The organism is Pseudomonas fontis (assembly GCF_028656955.1).
Lineage (GTDB): Bacteria > Pseudomonadota > Gammaproteobacteria > Pseudomonadales > Pseudomonadaceae > Aquipseudomonas > Aquipseudomonas fontis.
Map to the genome: position 1 here is coordinate 41,923 of NZ_JAMDGY010000032.1, position 17,399 is coordinate 59,321.

A 17,399-nucleotide genomic window follows, 5' to 3' on the forward strand; every position below is an offset into this window, starting at 1 on the left:
TTTGACGGCGCGACCTGATCTGCACCCCAAGCAACACTCACCGACAAGGATGCGCGACCATGTACAAGCAAGCGGCCAATGCACATCAACCTGATATCTGCCTGTCACTGACTTCAGAGTGGCTGGTGCACATGATGACCAGCCCGGACGCTGGCTTGGAGTGGTGCCGAAAGGCTTCGCGTGAGCAGGAACACAGTGCTTTCTATACCCGGCACCTGCGTGAACAGGCCGAGTTGACCAGCATGGTCGTCATCGATGATGCCAGAGCGAAGCAGGTACAGCGTGAAAAGCTCGAGGAAGAGATGAGGCTGAAGCAAAAAGACGTCCTCCAGCGATTTGAGGACTACCAGCGGTTGCCGGTAGACGAGCAGGACGCCGCCACACTTGAAGGTATCCGGCGAGATGTGACCGTCTTCAAGACGACGTTCCAAACTGTGCTGGCCCAGGAACTGTCAGTGGTGGAAAGTACGTCGCTGATCACGCAGTCCTTGCTGAACAAGACCACCGATAAGGTCAAGCTACTGGAGATGCGTCGTCTGGAGGTGCTGGCAGTCAAGGAACCGGCGAGCCTCAAGACGTTGGGTGAGGAGCTTCAACGCGTGGAAGACACGCCGCGTTATTACCTGATCAGTGTAAAGGCCAGGGCCGATGCTTCCCATGTGCTGGGGCTGGTCAGTACCAAGAGCCCCTGGCTTTTTGGTACCAATGGCATGGTTTACTACTACGACTCAAACTTGAAGGCGATGCTCCTCAGCAATGGGCGGGCGGAGATGATCAAGACCCTGAACAAATTGCTGGATGGCGATTACCAGGGCATCAACCACATCTGGGAAATACGTAAGGTCTAGGCCTGAATCGCGGGGCCAGCGGATCGCCGCAGCCCCGCACCATTAGGCTGCTTCGGGGTGATTGGCGGGAGACTTCTGCGGCGGCTTGATCGAGCCGATATACACCGCCCCCAGCGTCAACAGTGCCCCGGCAATCTGCATCAGCGAGCTGGCCTTGCCGAGGAACACCACATCGATGGCATAGGTGATCACCGGCTCCAGCAGCAGGATCAACCCGGCCAGCCCCAGGCTGATCGCGCCGATCGAGCGGTTGACCAGCAACCAGCCGACGAACTGCACCAGCACCCCGTAGATCACCAGCATCAACAGCGTCTGCCCATCGACGATCACCAGGCTTTCGCCGTTGGCCAGGGCATACCCCAGCAGCACCAGGGCCGCCCAGACACTGAGGTTGAGCATCTGCGCGAGGGTATCGCCGCCCGATTCCGGCTGGGCGCTGTTGAGCTTCATGAAGTACACGCACACCGCATACGCCAGGCCCGACAGCACGCCATAGGCCACGCCCTTGGCGCCGGCAGTGCTGCTCATTTCCGGAATCAGCAACAGGTACAGCCCGGCAAAGGCGAGCACGATCGACACCACGAAGTACACCGTCGGGCGCTCCTTGAGCAGCGCCAGCCCCAGCAGGGTCATGAAGAACACCTGGCAGTTGGTCAGGATCGAGCCGATGCCCGGGCCGACGATGTAGATGCTCTGGTGCCAGAGAATCAGGTCGATGGCCAGGAACACGCCGGCCAGGGCGGTGAGCAGCCGGGCCCTGGGATTTTTCAGTGCTGCGGGCACCTTGCGTACCCTCAGCGCGATATAGAACAGCAACGAGGCGATCAGCATGCGGTAGAAGCCCGCGCCCCCGGCACCGATGTTGGCGAAGGCGACGGCCAGTGCAGAGAGGCTCAGCATCAGGCCGCCGATGGTCAGTTCTGCAATTGCGCGGTTGGGTGACATGAACGGCGTCTCGACTTGTTTGACGGAAGAAGTGAGTGCTAATTTTGCCGAGCCGCCATGCCGGCGTATTGGACGAAACTGGACAGGTCATGATGGACACGCGCCACGACACGGATTTCACCCGCTTCCAGCGCATTGCCCAAGGGCATTGCGAGCTGCTGAGCGCGCGCTTCAGCACCCAGTCGTTCGGCCGCCATGCCCATGAGCGCTATGCCGTGGGGGCCATCAGTGGCGGGGTTGAAAAGCTCTATTACCGCGGCGCCGGCTACCTGGGCAGTGCCGGCAGCGTGGTGACCATCAGCCCCGGCGAGATCCACGACGGGCTGCCAGGCAGCGCTGAGGGCTGGAGGTACCGCATGCTCTACATCGACCCGCAGTGGCTCAACCGGGTAGTGCTGCAGGGGCGCTGCGCGGAGGATCACATCCATTTGTTCCAGCATGCCTTCAGCCGCGATGAAGTGTTTGCCCAGGTGTTTTTGCAGCACCATCAACTGATCGAGGCATCAGCCTCGGAGCTTGAACGCGACAGCCTGTTGCTGACGCTGTTGGCGGCGTTGTTCCAGCGCTGCGGGGCAGTGGGGGAGTGCAGGGTGGCGAGCGAGCGCGAGGCGGTGCGGCGGATTCGCAGCCGGCTGGATGACGATGTGGCCGGGGCGGTCAGCCTGGATGAACTGGCGGGGCTGGTCGGCATGGACCCGCTGTACATGATCCGGGTGTTCAAGAAGAGCGTCGGGGTGTCACCGCACAGCTACCAGATCCAGAAGCGCGTGGCCCATGTGCAGCAGCTTTTGCGCGCAGGCATGGGCATTGCCGATGCGGCGTTTTGCGCCGGGTTCTTTGACCAGAGCCATATGGCGCGGGCATTCAGGAAGGTGGTCGGGGTGACGCCGGGGCGTTTCAAGGATTGTGGCTAAGCATTCAGTGGCTAGACATCAACCTGTGGGAGCCGGCCTTGCCGGCGATGCCCTTCACTCCACCCGACTTTCCCCGGTAAACACCAGGGTCTGCCGACACCGCCGACACAAATACCGCCGCCCCTGACGCACCAACCCATGGCGCTGCGCCGAAAACGCAAAATCACTGCCCGCACACGGGCACTTGTAGATATAGCGGGTCACCGTGCGGCGCTTCACCGCATAGTTGTGGCAGCGGTCCGGTGGCAACTCGTACACCCCGCGCATGATCAGCTGCCATTCCTCGCCATGGGGCTGGATACGCTCGCCAAACAACTGGTGCGCGACCAGGTGGGCCACTTCATGGGCCACCGTCTGCTTTAAAAAGTGTTCGGCATTTTCACGATACAGCTGCAGATTGAAGCGCAGCAGGTTCTCATGCAGGTGGGCCACACCGGCTTTCTGCCCGCGCAGCTTGAAGCTGACCTCGGGACGGGGGAAGGATCGTTTGAAGAAGTCTTCGGCTTGCTGATAACAGCGTTCGACACGGGAATTGAGCAACTCTGGCATATAGGGTACGCACTCCTGGCCGGCGATTATGCCGCAAGCGGGGCGGCGCTGCCGAGACCGCTGGTCTGCACACAGCATCAGGCCGCCTTGCGGCGGCCTGAGGGTACTACTGCACCTATGTTGGCGTATTTTCTGATTCTAGTTGGTGTAGACGGGCCCCACGCCCAGTCCCCAGACGATCACCGTAAAGGCCATGATGGCGACCAGCACCACCAGGCCCACCGCCAGCACCGAACTCGAGAACAGGAAGCCTTCATCGGAAGGGATGTTCATGAAAGTCGGCAAACCGACGTACAGCAGGAAGACGGTGTAGCAAATGGCTGCCGTGCCGATGATCATCCCCAGCCACAGGTGGGGGTAAAGCGCCGCCAGGCCGCCGAGGAACAGCGGGGTGGCGGTGTAGGTAGCAAAGGCGATGCATTGGGCAAGGCTTGGATTGGCATCGTAGGTGCGCGCCATCCAGTGGATGAAGGCACCCATCACGGCCACGCCGCCGAGCATGGCCAGGTACGACATGACGGTCATCCACACCGCGCTTTCGACGGTCAGCATGACCGGTTCGCGGCCGCCAATAACCCAGCCGACCTGGGTGGTGCCGATAAATGCCGAAACGGCGGGGATAGCCGCCAATACCAAGGTGTGTGTCAGGTACATGTGGCTGATGGTTTCTTCTTCGCCACGAATCTCTCGCCATTCCTGATCGGGATGGGTGAACAGCCCCAGAACGTGATGGATCATGCCAGTCACTCCTTCATCGTTGCCATCGCCCCCCAGCGGAGCGTCTGCAGGCCTCCACGGTGAGGCCTGACATGAGGTCACAGGTACTGCGGCCCTATGTCGCAGTATAGGAAGGTGTTCACCGCATAAAACCGGTTTTTTAGAGCAAATCGCGCTCTAAGGGCCCCCCTTGATTCCCTTGCAGTCTTTATCGGAGGGGTCTTCGCCCCGCCGGGGTTTATGCGTAAAATGTGCGGCTTTTGTCATACCTCGCGGATTCCAAGCGCTATGGGCACCCTTTCGGTCAACCAGAACAAACTGCAAAAACGCCTGCGTCGTCTCGCCGGCGAAGCCGTCGCCGACTTCAACATGATTGAAGAGGGCGACAAGGTCATGGTCTGCCTGTCCGGCGGCAAAGACAGCTACACCATGCTCGATGTTCTGCTGCACCTGCAGAAAGTGGCGCCGATCAAGTTCGAGATCGTCGCGGTGAACATGGACCAGAAACAACCGGGTTTCCCCGAGCACGTGCTGCCGGCCTACCTGGAAACCCTGGGCGTCGAGTACCACATCGTCGAGAAAGACACCTACTCGGTGGTCAAGGAACTGATCCCGGAAGGCAAGACCACCTGCTCGCTGTGCTCGCGCCTGCGCCGGGGCACCCTGTACACCTTCGCCGACGAAATCGGCGCGACCAAGATGGCCCTGGGGCATCACCGCGACGACATCGTCGAGACCTTCTTCCTCAACATGTTCTTCAACGGCACGCTCAAGGCCATGCCGCCGAAGCTGCGCGCCGACGACGGGCGCAACGTGGTGATCCGCCCGCTGGCGTACTGCAACGAGAAGGACATCCAGGCCTACTCGGACATGAAGGAATTCCCGATCATCCCGTGCAACCTCTGCGGCTCGCAGGAGAACCTGCAGCGCCAGGTGGTCAAGGACATGCTGGTGGAGTGGGAGCGCAAGACCCCGGGCCGTACCGAGAGCATCTTCCGTGGCTTGCAGAACGTGGTGCCGTCGCAGCTGGCCGACCGCAACCTGTTCGACTTCACCAACCTGCGCATTGACGAGAGCGCTGCCTCGCGCTTCGTCAACGTGCTGAATATCTGACCCGGCATGCGCGACTATCAGTGGCTGCATGAGTACTGCCTGAACCGCTTCGGCTCGGTGGCGGCGCTTGAAGCGCACCTGCCGCAGCCCAAGTCAGCGGCTCAGTTGCGAGCGATTAGTGATGACCGCTACCTGTCGACCCTGGCCTTGCGGGTGTTCCGTGCCGGGCTCAAGCACAGCCTGGTGGACGCCAAGTGGCCGGCGTTCGAGCAGGTGTTCTTCGGCTTCGAGCCGCACAAGGTGGTGCTGATGGGCGCCGAGCACCTGGAGCGGCTGATGCAGGACACGCGCATCATTCGCCACTTGGGCAAGCTCAAGAGCGTGCCGCGCAATGCGCAGATGATTCTCGATGTGGCGCAGGAGAAGGGCAGTTTCGGCGCGTTTATCGCCGACTGGCCGGTGAGCGATATCGTCGGGTTGTGGAAGTACCTGGCCAAGCATGGTAACCAGATGGGCGGGTTGTCGGCGCCACGCTTCTTGCGCATGGTCGGCAAGGATACCTTCATCCCGACGGATGACATGGTTGCGGCGCTGGTGGCCCAGGGCATCATCGACAAGCAGCCGACCAGCCAGCGCGACCTGGCGCTGGTGCAGCAGGCGTTCAACCAGTGGCAGGGGGAGAGCGGGCGGCCGTTGTGCCAGCTGTCGTTGATGCTGGCGTATACCGTCAATCATTGAGTGCTGTGTTGCCCGCATCGCCGGCAAGGCCGGCTCCCACAAGGGGCGGCGTGGATACTGAACCCTGTGGGAGCCGGCCTTGCCGGCGATAGCCGCACCCCTAGACCAAGCCTTCCCCGGCCACCCGCCGCTCATACTGGAAGCGCCAGCGCACATACAGCAGCGCACTGACAAACAGCAGCAGGCTGACCGCCACTTCCACCCAGCCAAACAACGCTCGCGCCGGGTCGAACGCTGCCAGCACGCCCTTGATGAAGTACACATTCACCACAAAGCAGGTCCAGGCATGTGCCCGGGCGCTGCCCATCAGCATGCCCGGCAACAACAGCAGCAACGGCACCAGCTCGATCGCCAGGATCACCCCGGGCCGGGCCCCGTGCAGGTCGGCAAACAGCAGGTTGTTGACCGTCAGCAAGGCAATCAGCCCGAAGAATCCGGCCAGGCTCAAGGCCCGGCTCAGGCGCAAACGTGGCGCCAGCCACTCCATTGACGGGAGGATCTTCGGCTTCTTAGCCACGGCCGTTCTCCAGCAGTTTGGCGGTGCTCGCCAGGCGCTGACCCAGCGCACGGCACAAGGCGATTTCGTCGCTGTCCAGGTCACGCTTGCCGTCGGCACCGGCATGGTGGCTGGCGCCATACGGCGTGCCGCCGCCACGGGTTTCCAGCAGCGCCGACTCGCTGTACGGCAAGCCCATGATCAGCATGCCGTGGTGCATCAGCGGCAACAGCATCGACAACAGGGTCGACTCCTGCCCACCGTGCAGGCTGGCAGTGGAGGTGAACACCGCCGCCGGCTTGCCGACCAGGCCACCGCTCAACCACAGGCTGCTGGTGCCGTCGATGAAGTACTTGAGCGGCGCCGCCATGTTGCCAAAACGCGTCGGGCTGCCCAGGGCCAGGCCCGAGCAATGGCGCAAATCGTCGAGGCTGGCGTACAGCGCGCCAGTTTCCGGGATGTCCGGGGCGACAGCCTCGCACTCGGCGGAAATCGCCGGTACGGTGCGCAGGCGTGCTTCAAAGCCGGCCATTTCGACGCCACGGGCAATCTGCCGGGCCATCTCGCTGGTCGAGCCGTGGCGGCTGTAGAACAGAATCAGGATGTACGGCGCACTCACAAGACCAGCTCCAGGACGTTTTCCGGTGGCCGGCCAATCACCGCCTTGTCGCCAGCAACCAGGATCGGCCGCTCGATCAGCTTCGGATGAGCAACCATGGCGGCGATCAGCTGTTCGTCGCTGAGGGCCAGGTTGGCCAGTTCGAGGCTTTTGTACTCGTCTTCACCAGTGCGCAGCAGGGCGCGGGCGCTGATGCCCAGTTTGCCGAGGATGGCCTTGAGGGTGGCGGCATCTGGCGGGGTTTCCAGGTAGCGGACCACGCTAGGGGTCAGGCCGCGGGCTTGCAGAAGTTCCAGGGCGCTGCGCGATTTCGAGCAACCTGGATTGTGGTACAGGGTCATATCGGTCATGTAAGGGTCGCATCCAGCAGGGGGTGGCAGCTATTCTAACCGCAGCGAATTGGCATTTTGCCTGAATCTTGAAGAAGGATTGACCCATGACAAGGCGATTGGCAGCAGCCCTGGCCATTACCGCGAGCCTGTTGCTCGCAGGTTGCGGTGCGGACTACGGCCTGGACCAGAACGGCAGCACGGTGAAGGCCGAGCAACTCGACGGCAAATGGGTAGTGCTCAACTACTGGGCAGAATGGTGTGGCCCGTGCCGTACCGAGATACCGGAATTGAATGCGGCCGCCAAAGATTGGCAGGCGCAGGGTGTGACCGTGGTCGGGGTGAACTTCGACGGTTTGCAGGGCGATGAGCTGAAGAAGGCCAGTGATGCGCTGGGGATCAGCTTCACCGTTCTGGCCGATGACCCGGCCGAGCGGTATGACCTGCCACGCAGCGAAGCCTTGCCGGTGACCTACATCATCGATGACAAGGGCAAGGTGCGTGAGCAACTGATGGGCGAGCAAACGGCAGAAGGTTTGCACGAGAAGATCAAGGCACTGAAAGGCGCTTGATTCTGTTGGGGCCATCGCCGGCAAGGCCGGCTCCCACAGTGGTCGGTGTGATACTGAACCCTGTGGGAGCCGGCCTGGCCGGCGATAGCTTCACTGCAAGGCTTCAGCCTTCCTCAGGCCAGAAGCGCAGCGGCTTGCCCTGCTCAGGCCAGAAACGCACCTGCTCGATGGGCGAAACATCCCAGCGTTGCACGGTTTCCAGTGCCTTCAGGAAGTGTTTTTCCTGCTCCATCAGCGCTGGCGCACACAGCTTGCGGGTTTTGCCCACGGCGCCAAAGCTGAGTTTGTCACCCTGCAGGGTGTACGGCGCGAACCAGTGGTTGCAGCCCGCATTGCCATACGCCCGGCCATCTTCGGCCAGGGTCAGGGTCAAATGGCTGTAGTCGATCAGCGGACGTTCGCCGATCCACTCCAGCACATAGCTGCGTTCCTGCTCCAGTTTCATCGGTTCGGCGGCGCACCCCACCAACGCGGCGGCGATCAGGCCGCTGACCAGCAAGGCTTTCACTTTGCCGCCTCCTGGCATTTCGGGCACTGATGCTTCTCGCCCTGACTGCGCCAGCCCAGCTCGGCAATCCGCGCTACCGCCGCCGGCTTCTGCGCCTTGTGGCCCAGCTTGGCATCGACCGCGAACTCGAAGTCCAGGGTGGCCTCGCAGCTGTCGCAGTTGACCTGCCAGCTGTGGATCGCCAACTCGCCGAATACCGGGCCACTGGCCACGGCAACCCACTGGCCGGTCGGGTTGATCAGGTGACGCACCGACTCCACCAACAAGCGCATGGACAGGGTCTTGCTGCCTTTGAGGCTGACCAGCAGGACGTCGCCTTTCTGGATCGAGCCACCGTTGCCGGTGACTTGATAACGCCCCGGCACCAGCGAACGGCATTCGATCAAGGTGTGTTGCGGGTTAAACAGGGTGTAGCGGAAATCGTGTTCGACCATGGGTCCTCCAAATCTGCCGCGTATCCTAGCATCAACCCTCGACCAGATTCTGCGGATTACCTGCCGTCCAGCGGGCAATGTTGTCCAGGGTGGTCGCGGCGATGGCCGCCAGCGCCTCACGGGTGAGGAAGGCCTGGTGCGCGGTGACGATCACATTGGGGAAGGTCAGCAGGCGGGCCAGCACATCGTCCTGCAAGGGCAGGTCGGAGCGGTCTTCGAAGAAGATCTGCGCTTCCTCTTCATAAACATCCAGCCCCAGGTAGCCGAGCTGGCCGCTCTTCAGCGCCTCGATCAGCGCCGGGGTATCGACCAGCGCGCCACGCCCGGTGTTGATCAGCATCGCGCCCGGTTGCAGGGTCGCCAGGCTCTGCTGGTTGATCAGGTAGCGGGTGTGCTCGGTGAGCGGGCAATGCAGGCTGATGATCTGCGCTTCGCGCAGCAGCTCCGGCAAGGCCAGGTAACGTGCGCCCAGGGCTTCGAGTTGCGGGTTGGGGTAGGGGTCGTAGGCCAGCAGCTGGCAGCCGAAACCGGCCATGATCCGCGCGAAGGCCAGGCCGATCTGCCCGGTGCCGACCACGCCGACGGTCTTGCCATGCAGGTCGAAGCCGGTCAGGCCATGCAGGCTGAAATCGCCCTCGCGGGTGCGGTTGTAGGCGCGGTGCAGGCGCCGGTTGAGCGCCAGGATCAACGCCACCGCGTGTTCGGCAACCGCATGCGGCGAATAGGCCGGCACCCGCACCACGGTCAGCCCCAGGCGCTTGGCCGCCGGCAGGTCGACATGGTTGTAGCCCGCCGAGCGCAGCGCGATCAACCGCGTGCCGGCGGCCGCCAGGCGTTCCAGCACCGGGGCCGACAAATCATCGTTGATGAACGCGCAGACCACCTCGTGGCCCTCGGCCAGCGGCGCGGTGTCTTCGCTCAGCCGCGCGGGCTGGAAGTGCAACTCCAGGCCCGGCACGGCCGGCGCCTGGTTGAAACTGTCCTGGTCATAGGGCTGGCTGCTGTAGAACAAGGCGCGCATGGTGTACTTCCCGAAGTCGATTGCCGCCAGTGTAGCCAGGCGGCGGGCCGTGGGGTTTGCCTCAGGTCAGGCGCTCAGGCGCGCCTCGCTACTGAGGCGGTCGATGGCCTGCTCCAGCTCATCCAGGGCCTGCTGGGCATCCGGGTCATCCTGCTTGAGCAGGGTTTCGCTGCGTTGGCAGGCGGCCCGCAACTGCGGCACGCCGCAATAACGGGTGGCGCCATTGAGGCGGTGGACGCGCTCGATGGTCGCGCTGCGGTCTTCGGCCAGGCGCGCAGCACGAATCGCCTCGCGGTCGGCCTCCAGCGAGGCCAGCAACATGGCCAACATGTCGGCGGCCAGGTCCGGTTTGCCCGCCGCCAGGCGCAAGCCTTCTTCCGGGTCGAGCACCTTGAGCAGTTGGCTGCCCTCGGCCCGCTCGCTGCTGCGCTCGGTGCGCGGCTTGCCCAGTTGCAGCCCGGTCCATTTCAACACCACCTGGGCCAGCTGGCGCTCGCTGATCGGCTTGGTCAGGTAGTCGTCCATGCCGCTGTGCAGCAAGGCGCGTTTTTCGTTGGCCATGGCGTGCGCGGTCAGCGCCACGATGGGCAGCGCGGCACCGCTTTGGCCGGTTTCCCAGCGGCGGATCTGCTCGGTGCACTCGCGCCCGTCCATGCCGGGCATCTGCACGTCCATCAGTACCAGGTCGAAAGCGTCGTCCTGTACCGCCTTGATTGCCGCAAGGCCGGTGTCCACGGCCAGCACTTCGGCGCCGAGGTCTTCGAGCAGGGTCTGCACCAGCAGCAGGTTGGCCGGGTTGTCGTCGACGCACAGCACTTTGGGCAAGCGCTGCCCGGTCGGGATGCGCACTTCGCCCGAGCTGCTGCGCCGTGGTTGCACCAGGTCGACCAGCGCCCGGCGCAACTTGCGCGTGCACGGCGGCTTGGCGTGCAGTTGGCCGTGGGCGTTAGGCAGGTAGGGGTGGTACAGCGCCTGCTCGGTGGTGGGGCAGAGCACCAGTGCCTGGCAGGCGAAGTGCTCAAGGTGCTGGATATGCAAGCCCAGGCGTTCCGGCGAGAGGTCGTGCAGGTTGACCCCGAGCACCGCCAGTTCGAAGGGCTGGCCACCCAGGCCGGCGGCTTCGACGCCAGTGAGCAGTTGGTCGATGCTGGCGAAGGTAGTTACCGCCAGGCCGCAGTCTTCAAGCTGGTGTTCCAGTGCCTGGCAGGACAGCGCATGGCCGTCGACGATGGCCACCCGGCGGCCTTGCAGCGGTTGCAGCGGAAGGTCTTCGGCATCGTCGCGGGCCTTGGGCAGGCTCAGGCTGATCCAGAACTGCGAGCCTTCGCCCGGTACGCTGTCGACGCCGATCTCGCCGCCCATCTGCTCGATCAGGCGCTTGGAAATCACCAGGCCCAGGCCGGTCCCGCCGGGCTGGCGAGACAATGAATTGTCGGCCTGGCTGAAAGCCTGGAACAACGCGCGTACATCCTGCGAGGACAGGCCGATCCCGGTGTCCTGCACGCAGATGCGCAGTTGCACGCTGTCTTCGTGTTCTTCTTCAAGCATCGCGCGAGCAACGATGGTGCCTTCACGGGTGAACTTGATGGCATTGCTGACCAGGTTGGTGAGGATCTGCTTGAGCCGCAGCGGGTCACCGACCAGCGACAGCGGCGTGTCGCGGTAGACCAGGCTGACCAGTTCCAACTGCTTGGCGTGGGCGGCCGGGGCGAGGATGGTCAGGGTGTCCTGGATCAGGTCGCGCAGGTTGAACGGAATGCTGTCGAGCACCAGCTTGCCGGCCTCGATCTTGGAGAAGTCGAGGATCTCGTTGATGATCCCGAGCAGGCTGTCGGCGGACTTCTCGATGGTGCCCAGGTAGTCGAGCTGGCGCGGGGTCAGCTCGCTTTTCTGCAACAAGTGAGTGAAACCGAGGATGCCGTTGAGCGGGGTACGGATCTCGTGGCTCATGTTGGCGAGGAACTCGGACTTGATCCGGCTGGCCTCCAGGGCCTCCTTGCGCGCCATGTCCAGCTCGATGTTCTGGATCTCGATGGTCTCCAGGTTCTGGCGCACGTCCTCGGTGGCCTGGTCGATGCTGTGCTGCAGCTCTTCATGGGCGTTGTGCAGGGTCTCGGCCATGCGGTTGATGCCCGAGGCCAGCTCGTCCAGCTCATAGCTGCCCATGGCAGGCAGGCGTTGCTCGAGGTTGCCGTCCTTGAGCTGGTTGACCGCGTATTTGATCTGCCCGATCGGGCCGTTGATCGTGCGGCTCATGCGCAGGGCCAGCAGGGCGGTGGCCGCCAGGCAGAAGAAGATCAGCAGCAGGCTGGTGAACAGGCTGCGGTAGCCGCGCAGCAGGGTGCCGTCGTGGGACACCTCGATCTCGACCCAGCCAAGCAGGCGATCACTTTCACCGGGGATCAACTCGCCGGCCAGGTCGCGGTGGTGGCCAAACACCGGCAGCAGGTAGCGCGTGGCGTCATTGCCGGTGCGTTGCAGCATTTGCGTGCCGCCGCCCGCCGGGGCCTGGTTGAGCATGCTCGGGCCGGCGTGGGCGAGGCTGCTGCGGTCGGGGGCGAGGAAGGCCACGGCGCGCACGTCGGTCTGCTCCAGGGCCTGGGCGGCAATCCGCTCAAGCTGCGCCGGCTCGTGGCGCGCCAGTACCGGGGCCACCAGTGGCGCCAGCTGTTCGGCGATCATCTTGCCGCGCTGCAACAGCTGGGTTTGCAATTCGCTCTGTTGCAACCAGGTGAAGTAGCCACCCAGCACCAGTGCCATCATCCCGGCAGGCAACAGGGCGAGCAGCAGCACGCGACTTCTGATTCCCAAACGATTCAGCACGCCCACTCTCCTGTGTACGGCAATTCTGTAGGACGTTTATCAGACGTAACTGACAAACCAATCCGGAAAATTACCGCGCCTGCCGATTCAATGCACTCATTTGTATCTGCTTTTGTAGATTTGCAGGACGGATCTAATTCTTTTGTAGGCTTAAGTTGCCTGCTAGGGAGGGAATGCTCAATAATCGTGCAATTGAGAATTGATAGCACCCGCCAATGACTCCCGTCGCTATGCAGCCTTCAAACATACTCGCCATCGAGGACGACCCGGTCCTGGGTGCCTATTTGCACGAGCAGCTGCAGCGCAGCGGCTTTCAGGTGACCTGGTGCCGCAATGGTCGCGAGGGCTTGGAAACCGCGCGCACCGGCCGTTTCGACGTGGTGCTGATGGATATCCTGCTGCCCGGCATGACCGGGCTGGATGCGTTGGAGCAACTGCGCCGACAGAGTTCGATCCCGGTGATCATGATGTCGGCGCTGGGCGCCGAGGCGGACCGCATCAGCGGGTTCCAGCGTGGTGCGGACGATTACCTGCCCAAGCCGTTCAGCATGGTCGAGCTGGAAGTGCGCATTGCAGCGATCCTGCGTCGGGTGGCACTGGAGCGGCGTTTCCAGCCGGTGCAGGAACCCGATGCGAGCGCGTTGCAGTTTGACGACGAAGCCTGCGATGTCACCTTCAAAGGGCAGCCGGCCGGCTTCACCCCCAGCGAGTACCGCCTGCTCGACACCTTGCAGCGCAGCCATGAAGAGGTGCTGAGCAAGGCCTTCCTTTATCAGCATGTCCTGCAACGTGGTTATGCCCGGCATGACCGCAGCCTGGACATGCATGTCAGCCAGATCCGCCGCAAGCTCAAGGCCATCGGCTACACCGAGCGTGAAGTGCGCACGGTGTGGGGCAAAGGTTACGTACTGAGCGCCAGTGAGGTCAGCTAGGGTGCCCAACCGTCATTCGCTGTTCTGGAGGCTGGCGATCCTCATGGTGGGCTTCTGCCTGCTGATGATCGGCCTGAGCTGGTCGTGGGGCCAGCACATGGAGGTGCAGAACGGTTTCCTTTCGCCGCAGGCGCGGGCGACCTTGCACCACTATGCCGAGGAGGCCGAGAGCGCGTTGCGCCGTGACGGACGCCCGGGCGTGGATGCCTGGCTGGCGCAGATGCGCGAGCGTGAGCCGGGCTTTGTCGGGGTGATCGGTAGCGACCTGCAAAGCCTGGCCAGCGAGCCGCTGAGCGATGTGCAGATGCAGCACCTGACCTTCCTGCGCGGGCCCGACTGGCCGATGAGCCGCAACTCCAAGCGCATACCCTGGATGAAAGTACCGTTCCCGCAGGACCCGAGCCTGGGCAGCCTGGTGATCGAGCTGCCGCAACGGTTGCTGCCGGACCGCTGGACCCTGCTGTTCTGGAAGATGGTCACCAATGGCCTGATTCCCGGGCTGCTGGCCTTGCTGTTCTGTGTCGGCCTGTACCGCATGCTGATCCGCCCGCTGCACCAGTTGCGCGAGCAGGCCAACGCCTGGCGCGCCGAACAACTGACGGCGCGGGTGGACAGTGCAACCACGCGTCGGCAGGACGAGTTCGGTGAGTTGGGGCGGGCGTTCGACCATATGGCTGAGCGCTTGCAGGGCACGGTGGCCTTGCAGCAGCAAATGCTGCGCGATTTGTCGCATGAACTGCGCACGCCGCTGAGCCGGCTGAAGGTGGCCTGTGAGGGCGAGCAGAATGCCGATTGCCTGCGCGAACGCTTGCACCGCGAGATCGACTGCATGCAGCGTTTGGTCGAAGACAGCCTGCAACTGGCCTGGCTGGATGCCGAGCGGGCGCCGTTGTCGCGCGAGCCGATTCAGGTCCAGGCGTTATGGGAGATGCTGTGCGAGGACGCCTGCTATGAAAGTGGCTGGTCGCCGCAGCGCCTGCATTGTGGCCTGGGTGCCGAGTGCTGGGTGCAGGGCAACCTCAACAGCCTGGCGCAGGCGCTGGAGAACATTTTGCGCAACGCCATCCGCCATTCGCCGGCGGACGGGGTGATTCGTCTGGAGGGGCGGCGCCAGGGGGACTACTGGTTGCTGTGGCTGGAAGATGAGGGCGGTGGTGTGGCTGAAGAAGAGCTGGAGCGGATTTTCGCGCCGTTTGCCCGGCTCGACGATTCGCGGCCTGGCGATGGCGGCTTCGGCCTGGGCTTGAGTATTGCGCGCAATGCCTTGCAGCGTCAGGCCGGGCAGTTGTGGGCACAGAACAGTGGGCGGGGGTTGCGGCTGAACATGCGGCTGCTGGCAGTGGCTGACTGATCGCGGTGACTTCATCGCCGGCAAGGCCGGCTCCCACAGGGGCTGAGACTGTGGGAGCCGGCCTTGCCGGCGATAGGGCCCGCGAGCACACCATAGGGCTTATATCCCAAAGCTATAACCCCCACACATTGCGTGATATGGGCCAAAGCCGTTTGCCGGTATGATACTCACCCCCGGCAGTCTGGATTGCGAATACGCCATGACCTTGCAGTACCCTACCATCGCCGATTGCGTCGGCAACACGCCTCTGGTTCGCCTGCAACGTATGGCCGGCGACTCCAGCAATACCCTCCTGCTCAAGCTTGAAGGCAACAACCCGGCAGGTTCGGTCAAGGACCGTCCGGCGTTGTCGATGATCACCCGCGCCGAACTGCGCGGGCAGATCAAGCCAGGCGCCACGCTGATCGAGGCGACCTCCGGCAACACCGGTATTGCCCTGGCGATGGCAGCGGCGATCAAGGGCTACCAGATGATCCTGATCATGCCCGACAACTCCAGCGCCGAGCGCAAGGCGGCGATGACCGCCTATGGTGCCGAGCTGATCCTGGTCAGCAAGGAAGAAGGCATGGAGGGCGCCCGCGACCTCGCCGAGCGCCTGCAGGCCGAAGGCCGTGGGCAGATGCTCGACCAGTTCGGCAACGCCGACAACCCCGAGGCCCACTACGCCAGTACCGGCCCGGAAATCTGGCAGCAGACCGCCGGCAGCATCACCCATTTCGTCAGTTCCATGGGCACCACCGGTACCATCATGGGCTGCTCGCGCTACCTCAAGGAACAGAACCCCGAGGTGCAGATCGTCGGCCTGCAACCAATGGAAGGCTCGGCCATCCCGGGCATCCGCCGCTGGCCGCACGAGTACCTGCCGAAGATCTTCGACGCCTCGCGCGTCGACCGCGTGGTCGACATGTCCCAGGTCGAAGCCGAGGAGACCACCCGGCGCCTAGCCCGCGAAGAGGGCATTTTCTGTGGTGTGTCCTCCGGTGGTGCAGTGGCAGCCATGCTGCGCCTGTCCCGCGAAGTGGAAAACGCCGTCATCGTGGCAATCATCTGTGACCGTGGCGACCGTTACCTGTCGACCGGCATTTTCAACGCGGATCACTGATGTCCAAGACCAAACGTAACACCGGCCTGCGCTTCCAGCCGACCGGTGGCAGCCGCGCGCCGCAGATCCCCACCGGCAAGAAGCAGCGCCTGAGCATCGAGCGCCTGGCCGGTGACGGCCGTGGCATCGCCTTCCTTGAAGGCCGCACCTGGTTCGTCAGCGGTGCGCTGGCGGGTGAGGAGGTCGAGGCGCGGGTACTCAATACCCACGGCAAGGTCGTGGAGGCGCGCCTGGAGCGAGTCTTCAGCGCCAACCCGATGCGCCGCGCCGCGCCGTGCAAACACTTCGACCGCTGCGGCGGCTGCAACCTGCAGCACCTGCCGCATGCCGATCAGCTTGAATTGAAACAGCGCCTGCTCGCCGAACAGCTGCAACGTGTTGCCGGCGTGGTGCCGGAGCAGTGGGCCGCGCCGTTGAGCGGCCCGGAATTCGGCTACCGGCGCCGCGCCCGGGTGGCTGTGCGCTGGGACCAGAAAGCGAAAAAGCTGAAGGTGGGCTTTCGCGCCGAAGCCAGCCAGGACATCGTCGCCATCGACGATTGCCCGGTACTGGTACAACCCTTGCAGTCGATCATGCGCCACCTGCCGGTGTTACTGCACAGCCTGAGCAAGCCGCAGGTGGTTGGGCACGTCGAATTGTTCAGTGGCACGGCGCTGGCCTTGCTGCTGCGTCATACCGGCCCACTGGGCGAGGGTGACCTGGCCCGGCTGCAAGCGTTTTGCAGCGAAGCAAACGTACAACTCTGGTTACAGGGTGAGGGTGAACCGGCGCCTGTTGAAGCCGGTCAGAGCCTGGGCTTTGTGCTGGAACCCTGGAACCTCGAACTGGCGTATCGCCCGGGCGACTTCGTCCAGGTCAATGCCCAGGTCAATACCGCGATGATCGAGCAGGCCATGGCCTGGTTGGCACCGCAAGCCGATGAGCGTGTGCTCGACCTGTTCTGCGGCCTGGGCAACTTTGCCCTGCCGCTGGCCGGCAAGGCCCGCGAAGTGGTGGCGGTGGAAGGGGTGCAGGCGATGGTCGAGCGGGCCGCCGCCAATGCCCGTAGCAACAATCTGCATAATGCGGCGTTTTTTCAGGCCGATTTATCCCAGCCTCTGGCGAGTTCAAGCTGGGCGGCCGGGGGCTTTTCTGCGGTACTCTTGGATCCACCACGTGATGGTGCATTCGAGGTGGTACGCAACATCGGCGCCCTGGGTGCCAAACGATTGGTCTATGTATCGTGCAACCCGGCAACCCTGGCCCGCGATACGCTTGAGTTGGTCAAGCAGGGTTACCGGTTAAAATGTGCCGGGATCCTCGACATGTTTCCGCAGACCGCGCATGTCGAGGCCATGGCGTTATTCGAGGTGGGCTAGCGCAGCTGGCCCTCCCGGTGTCGCCCCTACGAGCAGGCAGGGCGGCACCTGAGTTTTCAAGCGCATCGCGTATGCGCTGTAGGGAAAGGT

19 protein-coding genes are annotated in these 17,399 nt (G+C 63.4%); 9 read left to right on the top strand and 10 right to left on the bottom strand.

Annotated elements, in window-relative coordinates:
- The first annotated feature begins 59 nt into the window (after positions 1-59).
- Positions 60-848, top strand: coding sequence for a hypothetical protein (locus M5G11_RS13765; RefSeq protein WP_273910985.1), 789 nt, complete (start codon positions 60-62; stop codon positions 846-848).
- A gap of 42 nt (positions 849-890) precedes the next feature.
- Here the strand turns inward: M5G11_RS13765 and M5G11_RS13770 are convergent, their stop codons facing one another.
- Positions 891-1,793, bottom strand: a complete 903-nt coding sequence (locus M5G11_RS13770; RefSeq protein WP_273910986.1) for a DMT family transporter — start codon at positions 1,791-1,793, stop codon at positions 891-893.
- Positions 1,794-1,882: 89 nt separating this feature from the next.
- On the opposite strand from M5G11_RS13770, the gene M5G11_RS13775 reads away from it, so the two are divergent.
- Positions 1,883-2,707, top strand: coding sequence for a helix-turn-helix domain-containing protein (locus M5G11_RS13775; protein ID WP_273911015.1), 825 nt, complete (start codon positions 1,883-1,885; stop codon positions 2,705-2,707).
- Positions 2,708-2,761: 54 nt separating this feature from the next.
- Here the strand turns inward: M5G11_RS13775 and M5G11_RS13780 are convergent, their stop codons facing one another.
- Positions 2,762-3,256, bottom strand: coding sequence for a SprT family zinc-dependent metalloprotease (locus tag M5G11_RS13780; RefSeq protein ID WP_273910987.1), 495 nt, complete (start codon positions 3,254-3,256; stop codon positions 2,762-2,764).
- Between the two features lie 138 nt (positions 3,257-3,394).
- On the bottom strand, positions 3,395-3,994 hold the full coding sequence (locus tag M5G11_RS13785; protein WP_273910988.1) for a Yip1 family protein: 600 nt from the start codon (positions 3,992-3,994) through the stop codon (positions 3,395-3,397).
- Between the two features lie 267 nt (positions 3,995-4,261).
- On the opposite strand from M5G11_RS13785, the gene ttcA reads away from it, so the two are divergent.
- Complete coding sequence (gene ttcA, locus M5G11_RS13790) at positions 4,262-5,086, top strand: tRNA 2-thiocytidine(32) synthetase TtcA (protein ID WP_273910989.1); 825 nt, start codon at positions 4,262-4,264, stop codon at positions 5,084-5,086.
- A gap of 6 nt (positions 5,087-5,092) precedes the next feature.
- Positions 5,093-5,764: a DNA-3-methyladenine glycosylase I gene (locus M5G11_RS13795; protein WP_273910990.1), complete on the top strand. Its 672-nt coding sequence runs from the start codon at positions 5,093-5,095 to the stop codon at positions 5,762-5,764.
- 100 nt (positions 5,765-5,864) lie between these two features.
- On the opposite strand, the gene M5G11_RS13800 is transcribed toward M5G11_RS13795, so the two are convergent.
- From M5G11_RS13800 to arsC, 3 genes are read right to left on the bottom strand one after another with little or no spacing between them, the layout of a single operon-like run.
- Positions 5,865-6,281 (bottom strand): DUF2069 domain-containing protein, encoded by a 417-nt coding sequence (locus M5G11_RS13800; protein ID WP_273910991.1) that lies wholly within the window; start codon positions 6,279-6,281, stop codon positions 5,865-5,867.
- On the bottom strand, positions 6,274-6,879 hold the full coding sequence (gene wrbA, locus M5G11_RS13805) for an NAD(P)H:quinone oxidoreductase (protein WP_273910992.1): 606 nt from the start codon (positions 6,877-6,879) through the stop codon (positions 6,274-6,276). Before wrbA ends, M5G11_RS13800 begins: the two co-directional genes overlap by 8 nt.
- The gene (gene arsC, locus M5G11_RS13810) at positions 6,876-7,229 is read right to left on the bottom strand and encodes an arsenate reductase (glutaredoxin) (protein ID WP_273910993.1); all 354 of its coding nucleotides are present in this window, start codon (positions 7,227-7,229) and stop codon (positions 6,876-6,878) included. Before arsC ends, wrbA begins: the two co-directional genes overlap by 4 nt.
- An 86-nt stretch (positions 7,230-7,315) precedes the next feature.
- On the opposite strand from arsC, the gene M5G11_RS13815 reads away from it, so the two are divergent.
- Positions 7,316-7,780, top strand: a complete 465-nt coding sequence (locus tag M5G11_RS13815) for a TlpA disulfide reductase family protein (RefSeq protein ID WP_273910994.1) — start codon at positions 7,316-7,318, stop codon at positions 7,778-7,780.
- 103 nt (positions 7,781-7,883) lie between these two features.
- Here M5G11_RS13815 and M5G11_RS13820 read toward each other — a convergent pair whose 3' ends face one another.
- The 4 genes from M5G11_RS13820 to M5G11_RS13835 form a co-directional block, all read right to left on the bottom strand.
- Positions 7,884-8,288 carry an META domain-containing protein gene (locus M5G11_RS13820; RefSeq protein ID WP_273910995.1) on the bottom strand — a complete coding sequence of 135 codons (405 nt, stop codon included), beginning with the start codon at positions 8,286-8,288 and terminating at the stop codon, positions 7,884-7,886.
- Positions 8,285-8,722 carry a hypothetical protein gene (locus M5G11_RS13825; protein ID WP_273910996.1) on the bottom strand — a complete coding sequence of 146 codons (438 nt, stop codon included), beginning with the start codon at positions 8,720-8,722 and terminating at the stop codon, positions 8,285-8,287. Before M5G11_RS13825 ends, M5G11_RS13820 begins: the two co-directional genes overlap by 4 nt.
- A 31-nt stretch (positions 8,723-8,753) precedes the next feature.
- Positions 8,754-9,743 carry a 2-hydroxyacid dehydrogenase gene (locus M5G11_RS13830; protein ID WP_273910997.1) on the bottom strand — a complete coding sequence of 330 codons (990 nt, stop codon included), beginning with the start codon at positions 9,741-9,743 and terminating at the stop codon, positions 8,754-8,756.
- A gap of 66 nt (positions 9,744-9,809) precedes the next feature.
- Entirely contained in the window at positions 9,810-12,566 is a 2,757-nt protein-coding gene (locus M5G11_RS13835) for a response regulator (protein WP_273910998.1), read from the bottom strand.
- Between the two features lie 215 nt (positions 12,567-12,781).
- Between M5G11_RS13835 and M5G11_RS13840 the strand changes: the two genes are divergently transcribed.
- From M5G11_RS13840 to rlmD, 4 genes are all read left to right on the top strand, one after another.
- The gene (locus M5G11_RS13840) at positions 12,782-13,498 is read left to right on the top strand and encodes a response regulator transcription factor (RefSeq protein WP_273910999.1); all 717 of its coding nucleotides are present in this window, start codon (positions 12,782-12,784) and stop codon (positions 13,496-13,498) included.
- Between the two features lie 43 nt (positions 13,499-13,541).
- Positions 13,542-14,849 (top strand): histidine kinase sensor domain-containing protein, encoded by a 1,308-nt coding sequence (locus M5G11_RS13845; protein ID WP_420793814.1) that lies wholly within the window; start codon positions 13,542-13,544, stop codon positions 14,847-14,849.
- Between the two features lie 199 nt (positions 14,850-15,048).
- Positions 15,049-15,951: a cysteine synthase CysM gene (cysM, locus tag M5G11_RS13850; protein WP_273911016.1), complete on the top strand. Its 903-nt coding sequence runs from the start codon at positions 15,049-15,051 to the stop codon at positions 15,949-15,951.
- Positions 15,951-17,309, top strand: a complete 1,359-nt coding sequence (gene rlmD / locus M5G11_RS13855) for a 23S rRNA (uracil(1939)-C(5))-methyltransferase RlmD (protein WP_273911001.1) — start codon at positions 15,951-15,953, stop codon at positions 17,307-17,309. Before cysM ends, rlmD begins: the two co-directional genes overlap by 1 nt.
- Positions 17,310-17,399 lie beyond the last annotated feature (90 nt).

Bases quoted from the DNA above. Each gene is read 5' to 3' on its own strand.
- M5G11_RS13765 (WP_273910985.1), top strand. From the start codon at position 60: ATGTACAAGCAAGCGGCCAATGCACATCAACCTGATATCTGCCTGTCA.
- M5G11_RS13785 (WP_273910988.1), bottom strand. From the start codon at position 3,994: ATGATCCATCACGTTCTGGGGCTGTTCACCCATCCCGATCAGGAATGG.
- ttcA (WP_273910989.1), top strand. From the start codon at position 4,262: ATGGGCACCCTTTCGGTCAACCAGAACAAACTGCAAAAACGCCTGCGT.
- M5G11_RS13815 (WP_273910994.1), top strand. From the start codon at position 7,316: ATGACAAGGCGATTGGCAGCAGCCCTGGCCATTACCGCGAGCCTGTTG.
- M5G11_RS13795 (WP_273910990.1), top strand. From the start codon at position 5,093: ATGCGCGACTATCAGTGGCTGCATGAGTACTGCCTGAACCGCTTCGGC.
- M5G11_RS13780 (WP_273910987.1), bottom strand. From the start codon at position 3,256: ATGCCAGAGTTGCTCAATTCCCGTGTCGAACGCTGTTATCAGCAAGCC.
- M5G11_RS13830 (WP_273910997.1), bottom strand. From the start codon at position 9,743: ATGCGCGCCTTGTTCTACAGCAGCCAGCCCTATGACCAGGACAGTTTC.
- M5G11_RS13770 (WP_273910986.1), bottom strand. From the start codon at position 1,793: ATGTCACCCAACCGCGCAATTGCAGAACTGACCATCGGCGGCCTGATG.
- M5G11_RS13845 (WP_420793814.1), top strand. From the start codon at position 13,542: ATGGTGGGCTTCTGCCTGCTGATGATCGGCCTGAGCTGGTCGTGGGGC.
- M5G11_RS13775 (WP_273911015.1), top strand. From the start codon at position 1,883: ATGATGGACACGCGCCACGACACGGATTTCACCCGCTTCCAGCGCATT.
- M5G11_RS13825 (WP_273910996.1), bottom strand. From the start codon at position 8,722: ATGGTCGAACACGATTTCCGCTACACCCTGTTTAACCCGCAACACACC.
- rlmD (WP_273911001.1), top strand. From the start codon at position 15,951: ATGTCCAAGACCAAACGTAACACCGGCCTGCGCTTCCAGCCGACCGGT.
- M5G11_RS13840 (WP_273910999.1), top strand. From the start codon at position 12,782: ATGACTCCCGTCGCTATGCAGCCTTCAAACATACTCGCCATCGAGGAC.
- cysM (WP_273911016.1), top strand. From the start codon at position 15,049: ATGACCTTGCAGTACCCTACCATCGCCGATTGCGTCGGCAACACGCCT.
- arsC (WP_273910993.1), bottom strand. From the start codon at position 7,229: ATGACCGATATGACCCTGTACCACAATCCAGGTTGCTCGAAATCGCGC.